At 39.1% G+C, this 25,871-nt stretch carries 22 protein-coding genes and 1 pseudogene; 8 read left to right on the top strand and 15 right to left on the bottom strand.

Features of this window, described 5'->3' with window-relative positions:
• The first annotated feature begins 1 nt into the window (after position 1).
• Positions 2-766, top strand: a complete 765-nt coding sequence (locus tag KCG35_RS12260) for a substrate-binding periplasmic protein (protein WP_215819987.1) — start codon at positions 2-4, stop codon at positions 764-766.
• A gap of 214 nt (positions 767-980) precedes the next feature.
• Positions 981-2,018 (top strand): threonine aldolase family protein, encoded by a 1,038-nt coding sequence (locus tag KCG35_RS12255; protein WP_215819986.1) that lies wholly within the window; start codon positions 981-983, stop codon positions 2,016-2,018.
• Positions 2,019-2,105: 87 nt separating this feature from the next.
• On the opposite strand, the gene KCG35_RS12250 is transcribed toward KCG35_RS12255, so the two are convergent.
• Positions 2,106-2,486 (bottom strand): DUF5064 family protein, encoded by a 381-nt coding sequence (locus KCG35_RS12250; protein ID WP_215819985.1) that lies wholly within the window; start codon positions 2,484-2,486, stop codon positions 2,106-2,108.
• A 262-nt stretch (positions 2,487-2,748) separates the two neighbouring features.
• Positions 2,749-3,441, bottom strand: a complete 693-nt coding sequence (locus KCG35_RS12245) for a tRNA/rRNA methyltransferase (protein WP_215819984.1) — start codon at positions 3,439-3,441, stop codon at positions 2,749-2,751.
• A 467-nt stretch (positions 3,442-3,908) separates the two neighbouring features.
• Between KCG35_RS12245 and KCG35_RS12240 the strand changes: the two genes are divergently transcribed.
• Positions 3,909-4,184, top strand: coding sequence for a hypothetical protein (locus tag KCG35_RS12240; RefSeq protein WP_215819983.1), 276 nt, complete (start codon positions 3,909-3,911; stop codon positions 4,182-4,184).
• Positions 4,185-4,280: 96 nt separating this feature from the next.
• Here the strand turns inward: KCG35_RS12240 and KCG35_RS12235 are convergent, their stop codons facing one another.
• The 5 genes from KCG35_RS12235 to hppD all read right to left on the bottom strand — a co-directional run bounded on the left by KCG35_RS12235 (position 4,281) and on the right by hppD (position 9,412).
• Positions 4,281-5,339 carry a lipase secretion chaperone gene (locus tag KCG35_RS12235; RefSeq protein WP_215819982.1) on the bottom strand — a complete coding sequence of 353 codons (1,059 nt, stop codon included), beginning with the start codon at positions 5,337-5,339 and terminating at the stop codon, positions 4,281-4,283.
• A 198-nt stretch (positions 5,340-5,537) separates the two neighbouring features.
• Complete coding sequence (maiA, locus tag KCG35_RS12230; protein ID WP_215819981.1) at positions 5,538-6,176, bottom strand: maleylacetoacetate isomerase; 639 nt, start codon at positions 6,174-6,176, stop codon at positions 5,538-5,540.
• 16 nt (positions 6,177-6,192) lie between these two features.
• On the bottom strand, positions 6,193-7,182 hold the full coding sequence (locus KCG35_RS12225) for a fumarylacetoacetate hydrolase family protein (protein WP_215819980.1): 990 nt from the start codon (positions 7,180-7,182) through the stop codon (positions 6,193-6,195).
• 18 nt (positions 7,183-7,200) lie between these two features.
• The gene (locus KCG35_RS12220; RefSeq protein ID WP_215819979.1) at positions 7,201-8,331 is read right to left on the bottom strand and encodes a homogentisate 1,2-dioxygenase; all 1,131 of its coding nucleotides are present in this window, start codon (positions 8,329-8,331) and stop codon (positions 7,201-7,203) included.
• Positions 8,324-9,412 (bottom strand): 4-hydroxyphenylpyruvate dioxygenase, encoded by a 1,089-nt coding sequence (gene hppD / locus KCG35_RS12215; RefSeq protein WP_215819978.1) that lies wholly within the window; start codon positions 9,410-9,412, stop codon positions 8,324-8,326. The genes KCG35_RS12220 and hppD overlap by 8 nt, the downstream gene beginning before the upstream one ends.
• A 602-nt stretch (positions 9,413-10,014) precedes the next feature.
• On the opposite strand from hppD, the gene KCG35_RS12210 reads away from it, so the two are divergent.
• The 5 genes from KCG35_RS12210 (at position 10,015) to KCG35_RS12190 (ending at position 14,532) form a co-directional block, all read left to right on the top strand.
• A complete protein-coding gene (locus KCG35_RS12210) occupies positions 10,015-10,707 on the top strand; it encodes an alpha/beta fold hydrolase (RefSeq protein ID WP_215819977.1) in 693 nt (230 codons plus the stop codon).
• A gap of 78 nt (positions 10,708-10,785) precedes the next feature.
• Positions 10,786-11,211, top strand: a complete 426-nt coding sequence (locus tag KCG35_RS12205) for a GFA family protein (RefSeq protein WP_215819976.1) — start codon at positions 10,786-10,788, stop codon at positions 11,209-11,211.
• A gap of 107 nt (positions 11,212-11,318) precedes the next feature.
• Positions 11,319-12,257, top strand: a complete 939-nt coding sequence (locus KCG35_RS12200; protein ID WP_215819975.1) for an AraC family transcriptional regulator — start codon at positions 11,319-11,321, stop codon at positions 12,255-12,257.
• Between the two features lie 454 nt (positions 12,258-12,711).
• Positions 12,712-14,148, top strand: a complete 1,437-nt coding sequence (locus KCG35_RS12195; protein ID WP_215819974.1) for a MurL-like N-terminal domain-containing — start codon at positions 12,712-12,714, stop codon at positions 14,146-14,148.
• A 132-nt stretch (positions 14,149-14,280) separates the two neighbouring features.
• Positions 14,281-14,532: a DUF6868 family protein gene (locus KCG35_RS12190; RefSeq protein ID WP_230409166.1), complete on the top strand. Its 252-nt coding sequence runs from the start codon at positions 14,281-14,283 to the stop codon at positions 14,530-14,532.
• 71 nt (positions 14,533-14,603) lie between these two features.
• Here the strand turns inward: KCG35_RS12190 and KCG35_RS12185 are convergent, their stop codons facing one another.
• From KCG35_RS12185 to tyrR, 8 genes and pseudogenes are all read right to left on the bottom strand, one after another.
• A complete protein-coding gene (locus KCG35_RS12185; protein ID WP_215819973.1) occupies positions 14,604-15,491 on the bottom strand; it encodes a siderophore-interacting protein in 888 nt (295 codons plus the stop codon).
• Positions 15,492-15,716: 225 nt separating this feature from the next.
• Positions 15,717-16,745 carry a lipin/Ned1/Smp2 family protein gene (locus KCG35_RS12180; protein WP_215819972.1) on the bottom strand — a complete coding sequence of 343 codons (1,029 nt, stop codon included), beginning with the start codon at positions 16,743-16,745 and terminating at the stop codon, positions 15,717-15,719.
• 97 nt (positions 16,746-16,842) lie between these two features.
• Entirely contained in the window at positions 16,843-19,572 is a 2,730-nt protein-coding gene (locus KCG35_RS12175) for a glycosyl hydrolase (RefSeq protein WP_215819971.1), read from the bottom strand.
• 69 nt (positions 19,573-19,641) lie between these two features.
• A pseudogene (locus KCG35_RS12170) lies at positions 19,642-19,995 on the bottom strand (glycoside hydrolase family 16 protein); the annotation flags it as partial.
• Between the two features lie 150 nt (positions 19,996-20,145).
• On the bottom strand, positions 20,146-21,534 hold the full coding sequence (locus KCG35_RS12165; protein ID WP_215819969.1) for an RICIN domain-containing protein: 1,389 nt from the start codon (positions 21,532-21,534) through the stop codon (positions 20,146-20,148).
• A 664-nt stretch (positions 21,535-22,198) separates the two neighbouring features.
• The gene (locus tag KCG35_RS12160) at positions 22,199-23,056 is read right to left on the bottom strand and encodes a DMT family transporter (protein WP_215819968.1); all 858 of its coding nucleotides are present in this window, start codon (positions 23,054-23,056) and stop codon (positions 22,199-22,201) included.
• Positions 23,056-23,781: a hypothetical protein gene (locus tag KCG35_RS12155; RefSeq protein WP_215819967.1), complete on the bottom strand. Its 726-nt coding sequence runs from the start codon at positions 23,779-23,781 to the stop codon at positions 23,056-23,058. The genes KCG35_RS12160 and KCG35_RS12155 overlap by 1 nt, the downstream gene beginning before the upstream one ends.
• A 271-nt stretch (positions 23,782-24,052) precedes the next feature.
• Positions 24,053-25,609 carry a transcriptional regulator TyrR gene (tyrR, locus tag KCG35_RS12150; protein ID WP_215819966.1) on the bottom strand — a complete coding sequence of 519 codons (1,557 nt, stop codon included), beginning with the start codon at positions 25,607-25,609 and terminating at the stop codon, positions 24,053-24,055.
• Between the last annotated feature and the right edge of the window lie 262 nt (positions 25,610-25,871).

Raw genomic sequence — 25,871 nt, 5'->3', positions numbered from 1 at the left:
TATGATAAAACCGTTATTATCAATCGCTCTTTTTTTGTGGATAAGCTTTTCTCATGCCAGTGATCGCCCTACGATTGTTTTATCGTCTTTAAATTGGGCACCCTACATTGGACAGGATATGCCAGAGAAAGGCTATGTTTATGAAATCGTAAAAGAAGCCTTTGCCCGCTCAGGCGCCAATGTGGATGTGCTATTTTTTCCTTGGGCCAGAGCTTTACACGTTGCACGGCATGGCCATGTTGATGGACTCTTTCCTGAATATTATGACAAAGCAAGGGAAAAAGAGTTTGTCTTTTCTGATCCTTTTCCTGGAGGACCTGTAGGTTTTTATAAACGCCGTGATCGAGACATTAAGTTTTCCGTTGATCCACGCACTAACCTCAGCAAAGCACTGAGAGACCTCAAAGAATATAGATTTGGTGTAGTACGAGGCTACATTAATACTAAAGAGTTCGATGAAGCTGATTATCTAAAAAAAGAAGAATCCATTAGTGACAATGTTAATCTCAAACGTCTATATAAAGATCGTGTACAACTTATATTCATTGATAAATATGTTGCTCAATACATTATTGCTACGCGTTACCCCTGGTACTCACTTGAGCTAGAGTTTATGAGCCCCGCACTTGAGGTAAAAAAACTCTATATTGTTTTTTCAACAAAAGCTGAGGACTATCAAAAAAAACTAGCCTTGTTTAATGCTGGTCTTAAACAAATTAAAGAGGACGGCTTGATGGAAGAACTCATGTCAAAACATGGTTTTTAGACAACTTCTCTCCTTCCTGACTATACAGAACGCTACTGTCATTTAAGTTTAAACAACCGTTTAATAAAAAAACCTTGCTTTCAACTATAAACCTGCCCTATTTTTGACACTACACATAAATTCCAACCCTTAACTCTACATATAGATCGAATTCTCACTAATCAGTGAAGTATTTAGGTAGGGCATGGGTTCCAGATTATGAGGTGTCAATTCAATGACCAAACCCGGCCAATTTGCCAGTGATAACTATTCTGGTATATGCCCGGAAGCCCTAGAATATATGCTTTTGGCGAATGAAGGGGATGCTGAAGCTTATGGCGAAGATGAATGGACGCGTAAGGCTTGTGATGAATTCCGCGTATTATTTGAAACAGATTGCGATGTATTCTTTGCATTCAATGGTACTGCAGCAAACTCCCTAGCGCTTGCCTCTCTCTGTCAGTCATACCATAGCGTCATTGCACATCAAACGTCTCATGTTGAAACAGATGAGTGCGGTGCACCTGAGTTCTTTTCTAATGGCTCCAAACTGCTTTTAGGGGATGGTGCAGAGGGCAAGCTTAGTCCTGAATCCATTGCAGAGCTTGCCAGTAAGCGTACTGATATACACTACCCCAAACCCAAAGTGATAAGCATTACTCAGGCAACAGAGCAAGGTACGGTGTATACCATCGATGAGTTACAAGCGATTAAAGAAGTAGCAGATCATTACCGACTTAAGATACATATGGATGGTGCGCGTTTTGCTAATGCCTGTATCTCTCTTGGAAAATCACCCGCCGAAATAAGCTGGAAACAAGGTGTTGATGTTTTATGCTTCTCAGGCACCAAAAATGGCATGGCAATTGGTGAAGCCATAGTATTTTTTGACAAACAGCTGGCAGAAGATTTTTCTTACCGTATTAAACAAGCTGGGCAACTCGCGTCAAAGATGCGTTTTCTCTCTGCTCCCTGGTTAGGTATGCTCAAAACAGGTGCTTGGGAGAAAAATGCGCGGCATGCCAATCTATGTGCAGCTTATCTTGCCGAGCAGCTATGTGAAATACCAGGGGTAAACCTACTACGTCCCTGTGAAGCAAATGCGGTTTTTGTAGCACTTCCTGAGCAGGTTATCATTAAGTTACGCAAACAAGGATGGCGAATTTACACCTTCATTGGCGCAGGTGGTGCTCGCTTTGTATGTTCATGGAACAGCGATAAAACACGAATTGATCAATTAGTCCACGACGTAAAACAATTAATGGCTAAATAAATAATTAAACAAAACCGCTATAATCTAGTGATCATAGCGGTTTTGTTAGGTTGAAGGGCTTTCAACGGGAATAGGAAACAGAATAAATTACTGTTTTTTAGCACGGAAAAAACGATTTAAATCGATTGAATGTGTTGTATAGTTTAACTGACTTTTTATTTTATTATAAATATCATAATACTCATGCCCCGTTAAATAGGCTTTATTCCAGCCGGAGATCATTAATCCCTCACCAAACAGCCCATTACGCCGAAGAATACTTTTAACCCTCTGCGCAAAGTTATAAAATTCATCTCGTCTAAGCACTTCAGTTTCTTTCACATTGCCTTTTTTTGAGTTGATATTTACATTAACAACTACAGCCTTATTAGGATCTTCTGGATAGATCTCATAGTTAATGTCAACTTCTGCCTCTTGAGCCTGTCGCGAAACATTATAAACAAACTTTTTCTGGGTTAAACCATTCATAACTCTCTGCCAATATGAAAACAATTAACAACGCATTAAGGTAGTAATATAACTACAACATGGCATTATTTTTTTAATCCGTGTCAACACTCTTGTTAACATTTACAAAGCTATCAAGTTAACTAATACAAAGTCTTAGGAAATGCTTCTAGTGCAAGTTGATAGTGTAAATTAGCAATGAGGTCCTACGCTTACTTTTGCATTAATTTTTCTTAAAGCATATCACCACAGCGTTAACAGGACCCATAGGTATGACGATAACCTATTGATTTATCTTACGAATCACATCCGTTACCAAAGTATGCAGAAAGTTAATATCCTTTTGAGAGCAAACAGGTAAACGCTCGCGAACCCATTGATACTCCTTTGCTGAGCTGGGGATATTCAGTTGCTCAAGCAAGCATGTTACTTTTGCTTGCAGTGCCCGCCATTGGCCCTCTGCAGCATCACTACAACTGACTTCAGACTGCAGCGATTGAGTCAAGGGACTAAGCTCATAAGCATACAGCATGACAGCTTGCCCTAAGTTTAAGGAGGGATAGTTTACAGCCAATGGGATGGTCGATAGTACATCACACAGGTTAAGCGTCTCATTGGCTAAACCATGATCTTCACGGCCAAAGACAACTGCTACCCGAGCGAGTAGTTGACGCTTTTCAGATAACGACTCAAATAATGCCTTAGGAGAATGAGCAAACCGCTTACCTGCTCTTTGTTTAGTTGAGGTGCCAATCACCAGATCAATATCGTTGAGCGCGTCCTCAAGAGATGAAAATTGCTGGGCACCCTGTAAGATATCTGTTGCACCATGTGCTACCCACTGTGCTTCCTCAGCTAGATACTGTTGACTATTCACAATACGTAACGTATGAAAACCCATGGTTTTTAAGGCGCGAGCACATGCCCCCACATTCGCAGCTCGCTGAGGCTCAACCAAAATAAAACAAATTTGCATGAAAGTCCTGTTAATCCACTAACCCAATCGCTACCGCCCTTTCCTTACATTACTTTGGCACTCACTACCCATGTAATTCAATGCAAATCCTTCGCTATGGATATAGCGCACAGAAATAATATCGAAGGCGTCTACAAAATATTACAAGACGATTGCCGAATGAAGATAGGTTAAGGCATTATACTGTTTTTTCCAGTGCTTTACGCTATGCCTTATCCATTTTACGTAATATGTGTGGGTTTATAGGGTAGGCTTTTATTTTATCTGTCTGTATAGACAGCGCTGAACGTATAACACAATTTAAAGCTTTCTTTGAAAGACAAGTAAAACGGTTGCGTTATGAACTCGAGGGGCAGTACCACTGTAACCTGTAGTCAAATAAAGCAACGTTTCACCCCATACTACCTTTCTTCAAGTAAGCAATATTATCGGTTTAGTATTACCTCGTTAGTAACAAGGAGCTCAGTATGAAATATTTAGTTGCAGCAGTAAGTATGCTTATGCTCGTTGCCTGTAATAGCAACCAGTCAACAACAGCAGGGCAAACAGAAGAATTATCACCACCCGCGGCACAAGTAGATACCACACCTGTAGCTACTGAAACCGTTGAGCCAGCACAAGACCCAATGCGCGAATTATGGGAACGTTACTGTAATCATGAAGCATTAACAGTAGAAGAGCGCCAAATGATTGCTGAAGCTACAATGCCTGTTGATTTACAAGCTACCTGTATCCAAAAATAATTATACAAAGCCGTTCCAACTAGTTTTCATCATACTCTATGAGGAACGGCTGATTATAAGCACCCCCTGTAATATTTACGCAGCTTATCTCATCTATCAAGGATGCTTAACTAACGCTTTTACACGTACCTGCTCATTTGTAGAAAAGGATTGCTGCAGAAGCGACTCAATTGCTTGCGTTTTATCTTCCACCGCCATTGTACTTTCTACTATATGGTGTAATGACTGCTTATAATTATCTAAACGTTGTTGCCACCGGTTTCTCATTTGCTCCAACTGTGTTAGTCGTTCAACAGCGGCACTGCCAAATTCAGTTATTAATGCTTGCTTCGTGCTATCATCTGACCCTGCTAACGAATTAATTGCTTTCTTGTGAGATACGGGATCAGCTATCAGAAATAGTTTTTTATCTTTATCGCTAAGACTTGCATTCAAGGCACTTATCGCAGCCATTTGTTGCTCTGCTGTAAGCATCTCGTTTTGTAATATTGTGATTCTCTCTAGCATATATTGGTCATAACGATTATCCCTGCCAAAAAAAGCTTCTGTGGTACTCGCTGAAAAGTACTGCTGACGTAGCTGATTTAAAACCATTAAACGATTATTCAATATCGAAATATCGTACGTCGACTGAGCTTTAATCCCAAGGTAGTCGCCACTATCTGTTACAGTATTTTCAAGGGCTACTAATGCTTTCTTGTATGCTAAATATTGCTCAAGAAGTGCTAAAGCTTGTCCTTCAGCAGGTGGGCTTAAGTGTAAGCGAACATATTGTTGTAGCCGATTAACACTCTGTTCTAACAATTCAATCCCTTGAACTGAAAGAAAATAATCAAATAAATCACGTATTTCACGACTAATAATAAGCTGCCCCTGGCTATCAACAGGCAAGCTCCCATCAACCAAGGTATCTTGCAAATATTCAGGTAAATTAAGTTTTGTCTTCTGTGCTGTGGAAACCTGTTGATCAACTTCAAGTTTATCACTAAGAGCCAAGGACTTTGTTTGATGACTGTCTTCTTTTATTACATCTAGTGGTTGATCACGAATTTCTGCAGTCACTGGAAAATACATCACAACCACATATGCAATGATAACAATTGTAAGTGATACCAGTGCACTCAATAGAAAATTTCGTTGTCGGTTGACAGCCATTGACTTATCTCCATGTACGTATTTTTTTAAGCACACCTTTTACAGAATGCAAAACACGTGCACACAACAAGCACGAAAGTTCAAGCTAGCAAAGGGGTAAGGAAGTCACAACGTATTTCTGTGACTATGCAAGACAGTCTAACAAGACTACGGAATACGTTACCTGTCTAACGATCAGAAAGGCCGACAAATGTCGGCCTAAACAGCATCGGGTTGGGACTCAGGAGAGGCTAGTTTAAATGCAGGAAGCTGAATGCAATGGTTGTAAATTTTGTTAATACTTGGAAACGCCTTAAGATCCACTTGAAACCGCTTTGCGTTGTAAACCTGCGGGATTAACGTTACATCTGCAAAGGTCAACTGATCTTGCCAGCAATATTGCCCTCCATGTTGCTTTAATAATGCTTCAAGTGCAGTAAACCCATCAACAATCCAGTGCTGATACCAAGCTCGCTTGGCCTCCTCTTCAATATGAAGATTTGTACTTAAGTACTGCAGTACCCGTATATTATTTAATGGATGGATCTCACAACCTATCAACTGCATCATTGCTCTAACCTGTGCCCGAGCCAGAGGATCAGAAGGAAGTAATGGCGGCTCTGAATGTGTTTCCTCAAGCCACTCTAAAATCGCCATAGACTGTATTAAACTATTTTCCCCCGTATCCAGCACAGGCACTCGTTGCTGAGGATTTAACTCAGTAAACCAAGGAGAAAACTGCTCACCCCCATCTTTTACCAAATGAACAGGAATGATGTCATAAGTGACTTGTTTAAGGTTAAGAGCAATTCTAAGTCGATAGGCAGTAGAAGAACGCCAATAACTGTATAGTTTCATACTTTCTCCTACCTGTTTAATTCACATTATATTGAACAACCTGTTGGTCAATAGCACCAAAAATTGACTGACCGTCATCTAAAAACATTTCAATTCGCACACGATCCCCAAATTTCATAAACGATGTTTTAGCGGTGTCTTGCTGAATTATTTCCAACATACGTTGTTCAGCAATACAGCTTGACCCAGCAGAACGATCATAGTTGGATACCGTACCTGAACCTACAATAGAGCCTGCCGTTAATGGTCTCGTTTTTGCGGCATGAGCTACCAGGGTAGGAAAATCAAATGTCATATCTACTCCCGCATTAGGCTGGCCAAATAAACTGTCATTTAAATAGGTATGCAATTTAAGGTGTATTTTTTGGCCATCCCAAGCATCGCCAAGCTCATCAGGTGTCACTGCTACAGGGGAGAAGCTGCTTGAAGGTTTACTTTGAAAAAAACCAAACCCTTTAGCTAACTCGCCAGGAATTAAATTTCGCAGTGATACATCATTGACTAACATGAGCAATTTTATATGCTGCTGTGCTTTTTCTGGCTTCACCCCCATTCCAACATCATCCGTTATAACAGCAATCTCTGCTTCAAAGTCAATGCCATAGGCTTCATCTGCAACAGGTATATCAGCTGTTGGTGGTAAAAATGCGTCAGATCCTCCCTGATACATCAAAGGATCATGCCAAAAACTTTCAGGCATTTCAGCGCCTCGCGCCTTTCTCACCAGCTCTACATGATTTACATAAGCACTACCGTCTGCCCATTGGTAAGCACGAGGTAACGGAGATAACACCTCTTTACTGTTAAAGCGCTGCTCATTATGCAGTTGGCGTGCATTCAACGATTGATAAACTTCTGTCAATGCAGGAAAAACCTCAGTCCAATTATCCAGTGCTACTTGTAAGGTTGGTGCTATTTCAGGCACAGCCACACAGTGCTGTAAATCACAACTAACAACAATAAGTTGACCATCTCGTAGGCCATTATTGAGAGAAGCTAATTTCATATAATCCAAGATCCTTTTTTATTTTTTGGGTAACCAGCTATTCACATACTCTGAATTTTCAATATCTGACACCATTGAGCCAATTTCTAATGCATCCCGAGTATCCAACATGACAGCAACCTCATTGGTAAACTTTTTGCTGTATTCTCGGCCAGCTTGATAGGCTTTGGGATGTGGGCCATGTGTGAACCCAGCAGGATGAAAAGTGACCATACCACTATCTATGTTATCGCGGCTAAAAAATTCCCCTGCGTGGTAAAACAGTACCTCATCATAATCATCATTATTATGATAAAAAGGCACTTTTAATGCGCCAGGATCACTTTCAATAGGACGAGGCACAAATGTACAAATCACAAACCGCTGCGCGACAAATGTCGTATGCGCTGAAGGTGGTAGGTGATAACGATGGCTCATTAACGGGCGTATATCCCGCCAATTCAAACGTACAACAGATAAATCCCCATGCCAGCCTAAAGCATCCAGCGGATTATAAGGAAAACTTACAATGGATACCTGATTACGGCACTTGATATGAACCTGCCATGGGTCTTCTGTTTGCTGCTGTAAAAAAACATCATCTATGGCTGGTGTTTCCAATACTGCAGGATCAAAGATAGCATGATTACCCACAAGTCCTTTTTCAGGAAGCCCATAAGCATCATTGGTCGCTTCAATCATGAGTAAAAATAATGATTCAGTAGGCTCTAAGCGCCACATCGTCCCCCTCGGGATTACGACATAATCCCCTTCTTGCACTTCAAGCCGTCCATAATCACAGAAGAGCTGTCCTTTACCTTCATGCACAAATAATAATTCATCACCATCAGCGTTACGCACTAAATGCTCCATTGGGTGCTCACACTTCCAAATACGATATTGGCAATGGGCATTATGCAACAAGACAGGTGTTTCCCATGGTGACACTGGTAACGCGTTCAGTTTATTACAATCAAAGGCTCGTGGACGTAACGGCCCTTCCCAATGACTCCAACCAGTAGGCGCATGACGATGATGCATATGTGAGGCTGGACCAAAAAAACCACTACGCCCCAGCTCTCGTTCATAAATGCCTTCCTCAGGGAAATCAGCATGTGCCTGGCGAGAGACGCGGCCTTGTTGGCGAGGGTAGCTAATCCATTTACGCATTAGCCAATACTCCTCTACGAATTTGATCTTCTTCTATAGACTCAAATAACGCCTTGAAATTTCCTTCACCAAATCCTTCATTTCCTTTACGTTGAATAATTTCAAAGAAAACTGGACCAATAACGGTATTAGTGAATATCTGTAATAAAATCCCGTCTCTCTCTGGAGCACCATCAATTAAAATTCGAAAATATCGTAAATCATCAATATTTTCTTCATGACCTTTAATTCGATCACTTATCTTTTCGTAATACGTATCAGGTGTAAACATAAATTCAACACCTCGTTCACGTAGTTTTTTAACCGTCTCATAAATATCATGCGTATAAAGTGCGATATGTTGTATTCCTTCGCCTTTATACTCACGAATAAACTCCTCAATTTGGGACTTTTCATCAGAAGACTCATTAATAGGAATTCTAATTTTTCCACAAGGCGCTGTCATCGCTTTACTGACAAGCCCCGTTAACTTACCTTCAATATCAAAATAGCGAATTTCTTTAAAGTTCCCAATTTTTTCGTAAAAGTCGGCCCATACTTTCATATTACCGCGCTTGACGTTATGAGTTAAATGATCAATTTCTGTCAACCCCATATCACATTCTTTTAATTTATTTTCCCAATTTTCGTAGAAAACAAAATCAATATCATAAATTGACTGATCACCATAACGATCAACAAAATAAAGTGTACTTTCACCAATGCCATAAACTGCAGGTATATTAAGCTCCATGGGCCCGACTCTACCTGTAAAAAGTTTAGCGCCATTGGCAACAGCATGTTTTACTGCATGAGCTGCATCTTTAACTCGAAATGCCATGCCACAAACACTAGGGCCATGGCAATGACTAAACTGCTCTGCCTGTGAATTGGGCTCAGCATTAACAATAAAATTAATATCACCTTGACGATATAACCAAACCTGCTTAGATCTATGCTTAGCTATTTCAACAAAACCAAGTTGAATAAATAAATTTTTTAAGGCATTAATACCAACAATGTCTGGTGCTGTATACTCAACAAACTCAAAGCCATCAGTACCTAGTGGATTCATCACTTTATCAGCTTCAGGCATATTCATTGCCCCCTCCTTAGTCACTTTCATTTCTATTATTAATTTACAATGTTTAAAATACGTCTTAACTTTTTTCTTTTTTTCACCTCAAAAGAGGTACTTTCTGACGGTTACATTTTTTATTTATACTCTGCTTTCTTCAATAACAGTCCATTTCACAAACACATAGCCAATATACTCTTTAACAGCTATATAACGTTATACCACTAACCCTCCCCTTATTTATTACCAAATAGTAGCTACACCAACGAAGGGCTGCCTCACTAAGATAAGAATTTTTTGCTGGAAGTTGCACTGCTAGGAAGGAATTAACCGCATGAGTTCTGTCTGACAAAGCTGTAAACATATTGATACAGATCAATTTATTTAAGTGGAAGCAGAAAAGCTCCCTATTCTACTGGAAACTTATCACTACAAACCTGGAACAACTATGTTACACCTAACTATATGACTAATTATTCACGATTATTTTCAATAAAGCGTACATAGTAGACGTCATTGAATGTTTATAAATACAACCCATGTAGCTATCAAGGTCCAGTGACATAAAAAAATACTTATTACAAAATAGTGCTTCAACGCAACCTACATCATCAAGGTAATACATCATGAGTAAAACGGTTTTCTTTCTACCGGGTACTATGTGCGATCAACGACTATGGTCAAAGGTCTGGCCTCGCCTTAAAGCCGATTACAACCCAATACATATCCCTCTTCCTGAGGCTCAAAATATTAATAACATGCTAAAAACAATAATTGAAAAGCTCCCCCTAAAAAACATAAATCTCGTTGGATTCTCGTTAGGAGGTTACATCGCATCAGCTTTAGCCATTAACTACCCTGAAAGGATGAGAAGACTCATGGTCATAGCAAACTCACCTGGTGCTCTTCCAAAATCTGAAATACTCATCAGAAATAAAAGTCTTAACTGGCTAAAAAATAACGACTATCAAGGAATTCCGCTTGCAAAAATAAAAAAATATTTACACGCTAAAAACCAAGACAACCAAAATATCATTAAAATAATAACTGCAATGGACTTAGCGCTAGGCAAAACAGTACTCATTAACCAGCTCAGCAATACAACCTTACGTGATGGCCTGTCAGAGCCATTAGGACAAATTGATTTACCTATCCTATTTTGTGCAGGCGAAGAAGATAACTTAGTCAATCGCACCACATTAAAAGCACTTACCACTAAAAACAAGAATCTACAGTTTTTTGAAGTTAAAAATTCAGGTCATATGCTACCTTTAGAACAGCCTGATAGATTAGTTGAAATAATTCATCACTGGATATAATATTTTCTAAACATTTATCCGTTATACCCATCATTATAAATACCCGTTTCATGGTACTAAGTGCACAAGGAGAAAGTGATGTCAACAACTGTGAGTTGTGATGGAAAGTGTTTATGTGGTGTAGTTAAAATTCATGCTACCAATGTACAGCCTCATGTCGGAGCTTGTCATTGTGGCATGTGCAGAAAATGGTCTGGAGGACCACTACTAGCAGTAGAGTGTGGTTCACAACTCACTATAGAGGGCAAAGAAAATATTACAGCATTTAGTTCATCGGACTGGGCAGAAAGAGGTTTTTGTAAACACTGTGGCACTCACATTTTCTACCACTTAAAAGGTACAGAAGACTACATTATTCCTGCAGGATTTTTTGATCAGCCTACTCACTTTAAATTCAACCACCAGATATTTATTGATAAGAAGCCTGACTATTACACGTTTGCCAATGAAACAGAAAACATGACTGAGGCTGAAGTGTACGCGAAATACATGCCTGCAGAATAATTATTTAAGGTCTTTTGTTTCCTTTGAACTGTGTATATAAAATATATCCATTGTTAAGGGTATATTTTATATAATTGAACTCCTATGATTAGCCAGTACTCATACCTATGGAACAAAAGACGATAACACAACATACCGCCCTCGAATATAAAAGGCGTGTATGTCTTGCCATGAACTATATCAGTCAAAATTTGGACCAAGAACTTTCCTTAGAAGAAATTGCCCAACAAGCTTCTTTTTCGATGTTTCACTTTCACCGTATATTTAAAGCCGTTGTGGGTGAAACGATAGCCGAATTTACCCGCCGAATCAGACTGGAAGTAGCAGCAAACCACCTGTTATACAAACCCAATGACAGTATTACAACCATCGCATTACACTACGCTTTCTCCAGTTCACAAAATTTTTCAAAGGCGTTTAGACAACACTTTAAGATGACCCCTTCTGCCTACCGCAAGCAAAAACGCAAGTTTGGAAACAACCCTAGCAATAAGGAAAACGTCCTATCACTGAAAGCAACGTATGCTATGACACCTTCACTGAGTGATTTACCCAAGATAAATAGGAGCATCGAAGTGAAAGCCGAAATCAAGACGCTACCTGAATACCATGTTGCTTACGTTAGAAAAATTGGACCTTATGGTCCTGATACGTGTGAAAAGGCTTTTAACGAATTATGTCAATGGGCTGCCCCCAAGGGACTTCTTAATACAGGCATAGTTTTAGGTGTGTACTGGGATAACCCAGAGGTCACCCCCCCAGAAAAGTGTCGTGTGGATGCATGCATAACCCTTCCACCTGGTGCTACACTTGAAGATCCCATTGCCACTCAGACGCTTCAGGGAGGACCATTTGCAGTATGCCACTTTGAAGTGAAGCCAGACCAATTCCAACAAGCCTGGGACAACGCCTTCACCTGGTTGGTTGACAATGGTTATGAGTGTGGCGAGCAACCCTGTTATGAAATCTATTATAACAATGCCTCAGACTACCCAGAAGGGAAATGGATATTTGATATATGCATTCCTTTACTCGTAAAACCTTAAACAATTAACCCGTTGTAAAACTAAACATTCTTAGCTATTGAGTCAGTTACAACCAAGGATGGAAGTAACTACTGACGAATAGCAAACGACTCATTCTCTATTTCCTCTAAAACATTCCAGTACCGCATAAAAGCTTCACTTCAGGATGTGCTAATAATCCTGTGGTAGTATTTGCATATTCATTTATCCGCAACAAATGTTTATCAATAGCATGATGAACCATCTCTCTGGATTAGCATAAACTTAACGTAGTTGTCCCCTAGAAATGATTGGCGAAGGCTATCTCAATAACAAACATATTCTCTTTAACATTATGTTTTTCAACACCCTTTTACTATGTATACTGTTTAGCAAGGGGCAAAAGGCCGTATAGATACAAAGTTACGGTAAAAACAAATAATGGGAAGTTGAGTCGAGCCCCAACTAACATACTGTTTAAATAAGGAACAGATTTATGCAGATGTCCACTACCCGGTTATCTGCCTTGAAAAGGCCTTTAAAAAAAGTTCGTAACCTCTTCAAAGATCCTTTACCTCGAAACAAAGAGCTAATATTCGAAGATTACGAGTTGAAGTTCCCTGACATTATTTTCACTTACCGGGTAGGTAATCAACACTACGATAGCTGGGTACGTTTCGACTTACCTATACATCAACTGTCAAACTTAAACCGAGAAAGTCATCATTCCTTATTTGTTAATCTTGGCTTAGCTTTTGCCGCTGGATACTTCATCTTAAGTGATTTTGCAACTGTCCGTTGCGCTTGTGCAGCACTCAATCCCCAAGAATGTGCATTACTTGAACAACGCATGATCGCAGCCCTAGCTGAATTTCGATTCCTACAAGGACTTGATCCATCTCGACCTGTCACCGTTCTGTCATCAGGGAACATTCCATTAGAGCCAATACCCTTCCCTCATGCAGAGGAAAAAGCATTAATGCTAAATGGTGGAGGTAAAGATTCCTGTGTATCAGCCGAACTGTTAAAGGGTATTGGTCTTCCATTTGCGTGGTTAAGTGCACATCCCAACCCAATTCGTTTAAGAGTGATTGACCGTTCAGGCAACCCAGAAAAATATGCTTTTGACTTTTGTTTAAGCGAGCAAGCAAAAACTGATGCTGTATATCCCTGGGGGGCAGAACCCTATTTACAAGTGATCACAGCAGCAAGTCTTATTATTAGTTATCTAACAGGCTTCAAATACCTTGTAACAGGTGCTGAGCATTCTGCTGATGATTCCAACCTCGTTTATAAAGGTGTTGAGGTAAATCACCAAAGTGGTAAGACATCAACATTTGAAAACTTTTTTAATACGTTTATTCAACACTCAGTATTACAAGAAGCTAAATTATTCAGTATCGCTCGCCCATTCACCGACTTTCGACTAGGAGAAATGTTCAGCCATTTCCCTCAGTATTTTGATGCTTTTTTTAGCTGTAATATGGGCATGGGAAAAAATAAGTGGTGTAATAATTGTCATAAATGTGCCTTTACTTACATGGCTTTATACCCTTTCTTTGAACAACAAACATTAATCAATATATTTGGCCAGGACCTGTTTAAACTTCCCACGATCCGTAAGTATATGGTAGAGCTGACTACAGCAACGATTAAACCATGGGAATGTGTAGGTACACTGGATGAGTGCAAGCTAGCATTACGTTATTGCTTGAAAAAATCCCCTCATATGGAATTTAACGAGTGGCCCAGACGCCGCGATTTAGAAAACGCTTGTCGTGATATACAAGAGCAAGTTGTTCATGAACTAGTGATGTCTACATTTTATACACCACATAATATACCAGGTCCTATCGAACAACCATTACGTGATCTTGCTTCGGCACTACGTAAAAAAAGCATTCAACGCTGGCCAGAAATTATTCAATCGTAACTTATTCCACCAGTCACACAATATGGTGCCTGGTGGTCAACCTACTCATACCTATACACCACTTATACTAATGGGTACTTATCAAATACACTTGTAGAGGTAAGCCATTCACATATTAAATAGGAGAATATTATGGATATGCCAAATATTGCCATAGTCACAAGTTTTTTAGGTTGGTGCTCAATCATCAATATAGGCATATTACTAATCTCCACGCTTTCAATTATTATAATGAAAGAGCGTATCACAGCACTTCATAATAAGCTTTTTGGTGTAAAACAAACTAATTTGTTATCAACTTATTTTCAGTACTTAGCCTGTTATAAGTTAGCAACGATTATTTTAAATATTGTTCCTTATATTGCCTTAAAAATAATTGTTTAAACACTCACTTATTAGCCTATAAAAATATAGTTAAATCAGCAATTTTTACGGCGTCCGTATGTTATCTGTGTTTAATACGATTCATCCATCACTTTATGCCGCTCTGCATGATACCCTTCTTCATCATAACCATAGCGCCAGTAAGGTACGGCATAAAGGCTTTTTTTGTTTAACCCATATTTTTCTTTTAAATAGTCACGAATAGCAATGACAGCCGCATTTTCTCCAGCAACCCAGGCAGATATCGAGGATGCATTAACAGGTTTTGGTACATGTTGAATCGCCTCTAACTGAAGCGAGGTTGTTCCAGCTGGTTGATGCTCACTATACAGCCAGTGAACCTTAAGGCCTTTAGCTGCAGTAGTTAATATTTGTTTTTCTGCTTGATTTTTTACTTCAATAAAAACATGTCCTTGTGCATGCTCTGGAAGCATTTCGAGTATCGCCGAAATAGCGGGTAATGCTGTCATATCACCACTAATAATGTGCCAATCTGCGGGAGTTAGTAAAGGATCAGGGCCTCCAGGACCTGCAATACCAATTTTATCTCCCACTCTTGCATTTAATGCCCAGCCTGATGCAGGACTCTTTTCACCATGCAGAACAAAGTCAATTGTTAGCTGATTTAGCTGAGGATCATAGTGTCGAACACTATAGGTACGGGTAATTGGTTTTTCTTCTTTTGGAGGCCAGATTACCCCTGAAGGACCTAACGTAGGTAATACAGGTTGTTGCTGATGGGGTAGAGGAAAAAACACTTTAATATGGGCTCCACCTCGCCCAACGGGAAAATTTTTTAACGAATCACCCGTTAACGTAATACGCTGCATATACGGCGAGATTCGCATCGTTTTAATAACAGATAATAACTGTGGTGAATTACGCTTTTTTTTCGCAGGCGCTACCTTTTCTACGGCTTTTTCACGAGGGTTTAAACTTCCCAATGCAGACAACCTCATTCACGATGGTTTACACAAGCTTTTCTCTAATGGTCCATGTGCAAAATAAATAGGGAAGAAACTGTTACCCTACTTTACGCATGGTCCACTTTAGATAGATGCTGACATAACCATACTAAAACAAATGAGAATTATTCGCAACTAAAGCTTTGCCACCCATATAGCATCAGCAAGCTTAACCCTACAAAGCCAAAGCCGCTAATCAGCTTGCTGATCATAAAACAACTACTTAAGCTGCTTACATTTTGCTTCTGGCATCGAAGCAACGACTGATGTGAAATGGTATACGTAATCATCACCCACCACTTGAGTACCATCATTGCCAGCATTCTCTCCCAAAATGTAAGTTTCTGCTTTTGGAATACCAGCCTCTTCATAAGCATCAATATCTGATTGCGCATTACCATAAGCACGCACAATTTTTAGGTTTCTCTCTTTTTGTAATCTCTTTAAATATTTGGTTTTAAATGCCTTATGTCCCTGTCCAGCTTTAGTCAGTTCACCATTTTCATTAGTGTGTAAATGCCAGTCTGGTTGTTGCATGGTATGCTGTAGCCAATCTCGGCTATCTTTTGCTAACCAATAAGGCCGAGCTGATAAGAAAATAAGTTGATAGCCTTTTTCTCGGTATGCTTGCAGGGTTTCTTTCGCATAATAAAACGGCGTAGCGGTTTTAATACCTATATAATCTCCCACTTGCTCTGCATCCGAAATGGTCAGTGTACCATCCAAATCAAATACAATGGCTTCATGCTTAGGTTGACGTACGCTAAGAAAGCCATCTACTGTCGTACCATCACCTTCCACAACCATTCTTATTACATAATCACCTGCTTTCTGACCGGGAATCTTAACATGAATTTTTCCATCATTATTTGTTGTATACTGACCTAAATATGTCCATTGTTCCATGCCTGTACCAAATAGATAAGCATGAATATCCTCATCTTCCAGATCTTTATGCCATACCCGATCATAATCAAATTTAGCTGTTATCGTTGTAGATTTACCAGGATTTGCAACCGCATCGTGAACCATATGAAAAGGTTTAAACCAGTGAGTTAAAATTTGGCTATATTGGTGACGAAATGCTTTAATGGGTGAACTTTTTAGTTTAGGTGCTAATGACGCGATATCATAAGCTGAACAACCATCATAAATCACTGGTGGTACTTGATCACTTTGCTGAGTTGCCATCAAGTTGGAAACATGAACCACCGAGGCAAATATCGCTAACTTCACTGTTAATTTCATAGCACTTTTATCTCAGACAACTTGACAGAGAAAATCCAAAAGCCTTCACCCCAATCCTATAACAGCTACTTAAACAAAATTGGGGTGAAGTAAACAATTAATCAATAACAATAATACCTTCATTATTGTCAGGTGTATGTCGACTAATCGTTATACGCTGCCAAGAGGTATCCTTTGCCAGTGGATTAGCGATAGTGAAAAAATAGCGAATTACATCATTGGGCTTTAAATCATTAATTCGCAAAATCCATTGTCCCTGTTGATTTTGCTGCATACGCACGTTTTGTTGTGGCTGCTGATTTATTTGATAATGGACATCAACCCATTTGGCTTTTTTTACAAAAAACCGTGCTGCAGACTGGCTGATTAGCTGAACACCATAGGGTTTATTGGTGGGCGGGATGGACGGTGTATCAGGTGTATCAGGTGTATCAGGTGTATCAGGTGTATCACCACCAGGATCACCTGATCCATCACATAATCCCATCACAGTTTGTTGCCGTATTTCATTATTTTGAAACGTGACCATATGCTGAGGTTTTACGGAAAATGTTATACCATCATTAAAAGAAACCTGCTTTTCTTTACACGTTGCGTTATAAGCCACATAACTTCGATTACCAGCACGTTGAAACACCGCAGCTGAAGGCCAACTACCTATAACGTTTGTATCAACCAGCCCTAAGTCGTTCAACGCCGATAACCAATGATAAGTATGTGCTTTGGTTTCACCACTTTCAACACGGTAGTGATCAGCTTTTGCATTAAATTTTGCTAAAAACGTATTAGCATCACGGAAAGCCTGAGCCATCCAAATAATATCCTCCCAATCATCAGCACTTCCACCATTACCTTCTTCACCACCATTAAATGTTAATAGTGTTTGGTAATTTCGCGCTAATGCATCAGGGTGGTGACCTAAATAAAGCGACCCACCATGAAAAGGTAAAAAATTTATGCCATGAATGGATTCTGGCTCTGCAGTCCACCACGTTGCATAAACACTGCCTGCCCCCCAAACAATAGCCGCAATATCAGGTTCGTATTTATTGGGGAAATTTTCTTGGTCAACATCAAACCAATATTGATGAATTGCTTCTTGTTCTGTCGTATAAATATAAATGCCTAAATCACGAATGGTTTTATTTTGAGTTGCTTCTCCCCACAAGATAAGCCCTGTTGCAAAGTTCATATCTTCAGACGAAGACTCTTGGTTATTTCCATGTGCAAAATTACCATGGCCTGATGCCCAGCTATGTCCTGCATAAGGATCAAAATTACGCATAAAGGGAAAGTCAGGATCTTTTCGGTCAGGATTCGCCGCATCACGAATCAGCATTTTTATTAAACCACCCCATGCTTGATCTTTCGCCCAGTCCTGATCATAACGTGCAATAGCGGCCGCAACTTGAATAAAATAGCCCCAGTGAAAATGGTGGTCATTCAGCTCTTTGTCTGAACCAAAGCTTGCTGGATATCCTACCAGGGTATGCCAATCTGCATGATAATGAAATAATGGCGTGTTATTATCACTTCCATCAAACCATTGCGCTAACTGAGCTTTAAGCATCGTGATAATTTCATTGCGTAAAGCAGTGTTTTTTAACTGCTCAGTAATTGGTAATAAATGGGCTAGCTTAGCCATATCCTTACCACCAAAATAAGTATCTGGCCGAAAACCAGACTGTTTTATTTTGGTAACTGCCGTCTGCAAATAATTCAACAATCGTTGTTTATCAATATTTTTTGCTAACGGTAAACCTGGCAATACGCCATGAAAGTATGATGTTGTCGTAAATTCATTTCCTGTTAAGGTTTTCATGACACCACGTGGAGATGTATAGGTACCTGATAAGAAATCATTTTCGCTGTGTTTCCACTGATGAGGATATAACGCCATAATTGTGTGCTCATCTGCTCCACGATTTTCTATGGCTTCAGTTATAAAATGATAAGTGGCCTTTAACGTTCCTTCTTCTTCATTAAACTTCCAACTAACTTGAGTATCTTTGACGACATTAAAAGCATAACGTGCATATTGGTTAAGTGTACTCTCATCCGCTTTAGGCAAAACTCCAACAGAAAAATAACCGTGAGTACCTGCCAAAGTGACTTTGGCTTCCTTACCTTGTAACACCCACTGAGTATCACTGGGTGCAAACAAGCCATAATGGTGTCCATTGAGGGTTAAACCAATTTTATCTCCCTGCCGATACCAAACATTTAAATTGTTATCATAATCATTCAGTGCAATACGTGCATCACCTCCTTTTGCCTGTGCAAATATATAAGGAATACCATGTCCTGCTGTCGTAATTAGCTGCTTATTTCCTTGTTGCCATAGCGCTGATACCGTCCAATCCGAATAATCATTGATTTTTGTTTCTTGTGCCTGCAACCCATTCACACTAATCAATAAATCACGCTTATCCCAGCCTTCTCCCTTATAATATAAATACTCATAGTGTTTACCTTTATTGGCAACCGTTGCCTGCGTTGGATAACTTACCCCTAAACCATCAGGCTCAGCAGCAATAGCCAATGGATGTGGGTACATACGCTCCGAAAAAGGCTGCTTACCTTGAAAATCCCACATCATAGAAGACCACCACCGATTAGTCGGCACTGGACGTGTTAAAGTATCTGCAATATAGCGCTGTCCTTTAGGCTTTGTTGCGCCAGAATAATCATTTGTGACCTTCCATTTACCTGGAGCAGGTTCAAGGACTGGTTTTGCGAATACATTATTACCTAACATCAGCACACTACAACTGATGAGTAAAGAAAGTAATCGTTTCTGAGTTGTTAGCCTATGAGGTTTCATCATTTTACATTCTCGCAATGATCAATATTAATCACCCTTAATATGGGAATTTACTTCCTAAAAGTATCCAAGCTATTTGCAGTCCACTTTTTGTTGGTATACTCGCACATAGTCCACGTCCATAGTAACAGGCTTGCTAAAAATACTATCATCAATACCGTTGGTGCCCCCCCAATCACCACCAAAAGCAATATTTAAAATCAAATGAAAGCGCTCATCAAAAGGCCAATATCCAATACCTTTACCATTATTTTCATAGGTACCGTATTTTTTATCATTAATATAAAAATCAATTTGTTGTTGAGTCCATTCAATTGCATAAATTTGTTCTTTTTCTTCAACCTGATCATGATGCGCATCAACAGAAAAATTATTTCCTCGCATGTGATTTCTTAACTCAGTGTGCACTGCTCCATGCACAATATTAGGTTGATAACCTACTCGACTTTGGCCATTTAGAAGCTAAGGCATTGCAGGTAAAGCAATACAGTTAGTGTTTATAACCTGAATTAACTCATGTCTAATGAAAACCATGATATGAATTAATTCTAACCTGTTGTTTCTAATAGCTTATTTTTAGCTGTCATGTGTATTGAATGATGGCCAAAGTCGAGAACCTACATACTCCATAATATCTATCTCACCACTGTTCGGCCAACCACCATTTTTCCTGTCTGTAGGTAACATCCAAATAGCAGGCCAAGTACCACGACCAGCTGGCAGCTTGGCTTTTACTTCAACACGTCCATAAGTCCAATCACCTTTTCCTCGTGTCACTAGTCGAGCTGATGTATAGTTATTAGCTTGGAAGGGTTCTTTGCGCAATTGAATAACAAGATGACTGCCATTTACATAGGCATTTTCTTTACGAGACGTATAATGTTGCAGCTCATTATTTCCCCAGCCACTCCCTCCGGTATCATATCCCCATTTATTAACATCTGGCTTACCCTGATAATTAAACTCATCCTGCCAAACCAGTTGACGACAATTATTAGGCGGCGTAGGCTGGTCCCCGTTTTTAACTTGTTCCAATTCCCATAATTGATTGGCCTGGGAAGATGCCGTCCATTGTTGTATATTTGCGCCATTATGAATAGCCCAATCGGTAACATCTAACACCTTACCGCTGGCTTTATTACGAATCAAAAAGTTATCTGATCCATCCTGTTGGATAAGAGAAAAAAGTTGTGCTGTATTTCCATTTTCATGCCACTGCTGAATATTCACCCCATCACCAACCTCGGCATTGGCTACATCGAGCATTAAACCACTGTGTACCGATTTTATTTTATAATAACCACCACCTTGATGTAGAAATTTCCATTGCTGATTTTTTCCACCTCCATATGTCCACTGCTGAATATTGGCAGCACCTTCCATTGAATGTTCTGATACATCCAACACTTTACTACTATGTTTCGAAGTTATTTTATATACACCTTCCATTGGAACATTCACAGCACCTTTTGGAATGATTTCCCAGCGTTGATTATTTCCCCCGTGCCAACCCCACTGGATTACATTTCCTCCATCACTACGACTCCATTGGTCTACATCTATCACTTTTCCCGTTAATTTACTCTCAATTTTATATGTTCCATCATCAAGTTCTTTTAAAATAAAATTCTGTGCTGCTGTATTATTATCCTTCCACTGCTGCACATTATTTCCATTGTCAACCCCTGCATTAGCTATATCCAACACTTGTTGACTCAAGGCATTGACCAATTTGTATTGCTGTTCACCTACTGGTAGAATTTTCCAGTATTGATTCATACCAGATGTAAATTTCCCCTGGCTCACATTGGCACCTTGAAACTCACCATGATCAGCTACTTCAAGTGCTTTACCTGAATGCTTATTGATAATTTGGTACAGTCCTTCAAAGTGTGTTGCAGAAAAGCTCATCCCTGAAAACAAACATATCCCACTGAGTAAAATCGAGTAGTTGAATAATTTCATAGCAATATAGCTCAGAATTTGGGTTTAATATTCAATTCCTTGTGAACAGTGTCCTACAATAAAACCTGTTCACAACATATTTAGTTCAATCTATTCAGCTTAATGAAGTTTCAAAAAAAAACTTATAAACACATAACAATGCATCATCAAACTGTTATATTTATAACAAACTGTGAACCATACATATTCAGGGTAACTGCATATGAAATTGTTTGTGCTGAATATAGATTGTACCCATACTGTGTATGAATTAATTTGTCCCTCCCTCAGTAGAAAACTTCCAGTATCTATTTCACAAAAAAATTCAAATATATACCCTTCACAAATCATTTTTAGGGTTTGTTGTCCGCGTTCTTGAACAGCAAGGATGGTGTAAATGCAGTTTATGCAAGAGCATTTAACTGCCACCCCAGTCACTTATTAATATAAGCTCCGGGGGCTTCATCGCTTGACGACCTCCCCTAAAAACCCTTAGTTATGGGTATCTTTCTGTTACACCTAAATCATTATTAAATGAACAGCTGTCGTATTTAAATATGCACTAATGGAAAACAAAGGCTGGATAACATACGTTGAGCTATTTGTCGTAAGCAAGTCTTCAGGTAAGATTACAGTGTATTAGGAAAGTACATGACCATTATCTCAGCAACAGTATACTTAACAATTATGAACGAATCACCCAGAAAACCCCTACCAATATAAATGGTGTAGCAATTAAGTGAATATAAGTTAACCCTTTACCTAATAGTGCAAATGATAATAATGCCGCCAATAATGGTGTACTTAAACGTACAATAGCAGCTGTGGATGGACCTGCGAGCTGGCATGCATATTTATAAGCCATGCCAGCAGAAATAGTTGAAAATAATACTAAAGCAAACAATAAACCTGCTTGCTGGGGAGTAGGTGCTTGTAGTTCAGGAAAGGGTAAACTCAAACTAAGTAAGAAAGTAAAGCCCAGTAAATAAGCCCAAAAGTTAACACTTGATGCATCAACCATTTTTGATGCACTCATTAACGAAAAAACAGCCATAGTAATGGCTGCTCCTAAAGCACATAACAAACCAACCATTACATGACTATTGCTATTAAAAACCGACAGTTCAGTCGCAGCAGAACCTACAATCACTAACGTTGAACCTATAAATGCTGCTATGGCTCCCAATAACTTATTAAGTGAAGGCTTAATTCCTTTAAAACGTTCAAATCCCATTATAAAGACAGGAGTAGTACTTACAATCAATGCTACATCAACCATATCTGCCAACAAAAAAGCAGTGGTCGCCAAAGTATAATAACAACAAAGTGCAGCACCACAACCAATGGCTCGTTTTGTTAAAGTCAGCGTATGCGACGTTAAATATAAAATAATGCCTGTAATGAGCAACGACAATAGGAAGCGATAAAACAGGATATCATCTAACGTCAAATTATTAAGATAATTAATCCATACGCCTGTTGCTCCCCACATCAGACTTGAAAACAGTGAAAAAATAGCGCCTAGCGTTATTTCATTACGCATTAACTTGCCATTTTTTGTTGATGTCGATTATTAATATTAATTACTTGAGATTCTTTATATAACTCATCCCAATATAGTACATGCGCATCAATTTCATTCGTCATAAAACACATAAGTGTCACATAGCGTTTTTTACCCTCAAGCTCTTGCTCAAGCGGGGTAAAGGTATCACGAAAATGTTCCAACTCAAGATGTTCATGAATATCCCACCAAGGAGATTTTTCAATACCATAAAAGGTCTTTAGTGCTTTCTTAACATAAGTATTTCGAATTGATGCAAATAATTCTCTGGCAGATAAAGCAGCAACAGATTCAACAAAGTTAGTATCACTTGTGCCAAATACATTTAAGAAATGTGATTTATATTTTCGAGTGGCATGGCTCTCAGGATCACGAGGATGGGTCGAATCACCTAATTGTTCAATAAAACGTTGATACATTAGTGTATGGTTTTCTTTCATTTCAACCAATACATGGTGGGCCAGTGCTTGAACAGTATGAGAAACATAAGGGTGTGAGGCATCACCACTCTTAAGAATACACAAACCAAACCACTCATGAAATATATTACGCCAGTATTCATACTGCATAAAAATATAACGTAAATCAGCAATGGCTATCACACCACCCGCCAAGTCTCTAAAAAATTGACTATCAGCTAAAGCCTTATTAGAGTAAGTGACAATTGCATCAGCCATATCATCTACTATACATGTATTTTTCATAACTATCCCTGTTATTTGTATTAAACACTCTTTGCTATGGATATAACCACCAGCCTATACAATAAGTCATTAAGAGCTATTGTATAGGGAAAAAGCAAAATGACTGTCTATAGTGCACTCCACTTTTGCAGAAAATATTAGCATGAACCTAATCAAGGATATATGATACTTTAGTATATGTATTTAGCGAATTATTTTAATCATTGCTTAACATTGTCATTATTTTATCAATTAAAACAATATCACCTTCAGCGCTATTCATGAATAGCGATTACCGACTATGTTTTGTAATTCCATAATCACGTAATTTTCTGGCAATAGCCGTGTGTGACACACCTAGCTTTTTTGCCAACTGACGTGAGCTTGGGTATGCAGGATACAAATGCGAGAGTAATTGCTTTTCAAATTTTTTGACGGACTCATCCAATGTTCCTTCAAAGGAAGTACTTAAGTAACCAACTCGGTCAGCATACGAAGGTAGTTGCATATGCTCTGGGCGAATTTCACCTTTTTCCAAAACAGTAATGGCACGTAAAATAGCATGTTCTAGCTGTCTAATGTTACCTGGCCAAGGGTATTGTTGCATTAAATTAACAGACGCTTTTGATAGTTTAGGTGGCACTTTACTTTGCTGATTGGCATAACGCCGGATAAACATCTCTGCAAGAGGAAGAATATCCTTTTTTCGTTCTCTCAATGGTGGTAAATGCAGAATTAGCACATTTAACCGATAAAATAAATCTTCTCTAAATTTACCATCCTGACACAATAAAGGTAGATTTTTTTGTGTACTACAAATGACCCTCACATTAACTTTAACTTCTTTATCATCCCCTACACGTCTAAATGTACCATCCTGTAAAAATCGCAAAAACTTTATCTGCAGATGAGAAGACATTTCACCTATTTCATCGAGAAAAATAGTTCCTCCATCAGCTTGTTCCAAAATCCCATGTTTAATAATAGGCTGTTCTTCACTTACAATTCGCTCTCCGTAGCCAAATAGCTCAGTTTCAGCAACATTATCAGGTAATGACGCACAATTTAAAACTAAAAAGGGTTTTTCAGCTCTCACACTAAAGCTATGACATGCACGCGCAAGCAACTCCTTACCTGTGCCTGTTTCACCTAAAATCTGCAGCGGAGCATCCATTCCTGCAAATTTCTTAGCTTGTTTTATAACGCGCTTCATTTCCGTATCAACGGCTAATATCTCAGAAAACAGTGAGGACTCTACCTGTTGCAAAGCGTGAATTTGCTTACCTAACCGATCTGCTGACTTCAAACAAATGACAGCTCCCACCAAGGTTTGATCTTGCTGTTGATTAGGTACATGTACTGGCAAAATATCAGCCAAATACGCCTCTCCCTGTACTTTTATGGGAGTACTCATCGGCCAATGTTCAGTTTGTTGAACCCATCGATTTAAATTAAACCCTTGTAACCACTGATTGATTGGCATTTGACGAACTTCCTCTAAGTTTCCTCCTAATACCCGTAATCCCGATTCATTAACAATAATAACACCTCCTTTGGTGTCAACAGAAAAGACCGGGTCAGGTAATGTTTGTAGCAACGTTGATAGTTCGTAATGTTCCCGTTCACTTGGCATAAATTGTATAGTCCGTACATCTGTTACACCCTTAATATGCCGTATTTCAGGTAATAACTTTTGCAGCTCGGCAAATGCCAAATCAGGCAGGTTTAAATAGATAATTCCTACTAAATCAACTTCAATGCCACGTAAACTGATTTCGTGTAGCGCCAAAATATTTAACACTTCTTGCGCAATACCCAAACGATCTTCGCACAATATTTCCAGACGCATTTCCCTTACCACTTTATGTTATTATTGATTATTCATTGCCTGTGTTATCATATTACACGTGCCTTACAAAGACCATTTTTAAAGCTGAAGACAATGAAATGGTTAACAAGTACATAAGAAAAATACTATATACCTAGTAGCATAAAGCTTGAGGGTATCGAAAGATAGATAAACAGGGAGGAAGTGTGAGGCTTATAAAGGCATATCGACTGTGAATAATCCACACAGTGGGCTATTCACAGAAAACTGTTAAGTAGAAGCT

It is taken from the genome of Zooshikella harenae, assembly GCF_018837975.1.
Taxonomy (GTDB): Bacteria; Pseudomonadota; Gammaproteobacteria; order Pseudomonadales; family Zooshikellaceae; genus Zooshikella; species Zooshikella harenae.
The sequence above is the reverse complement of the archived record's forward strand: the minus strand, read 5'-3'. Positions and strand labels throughout refer to the sequence as shown.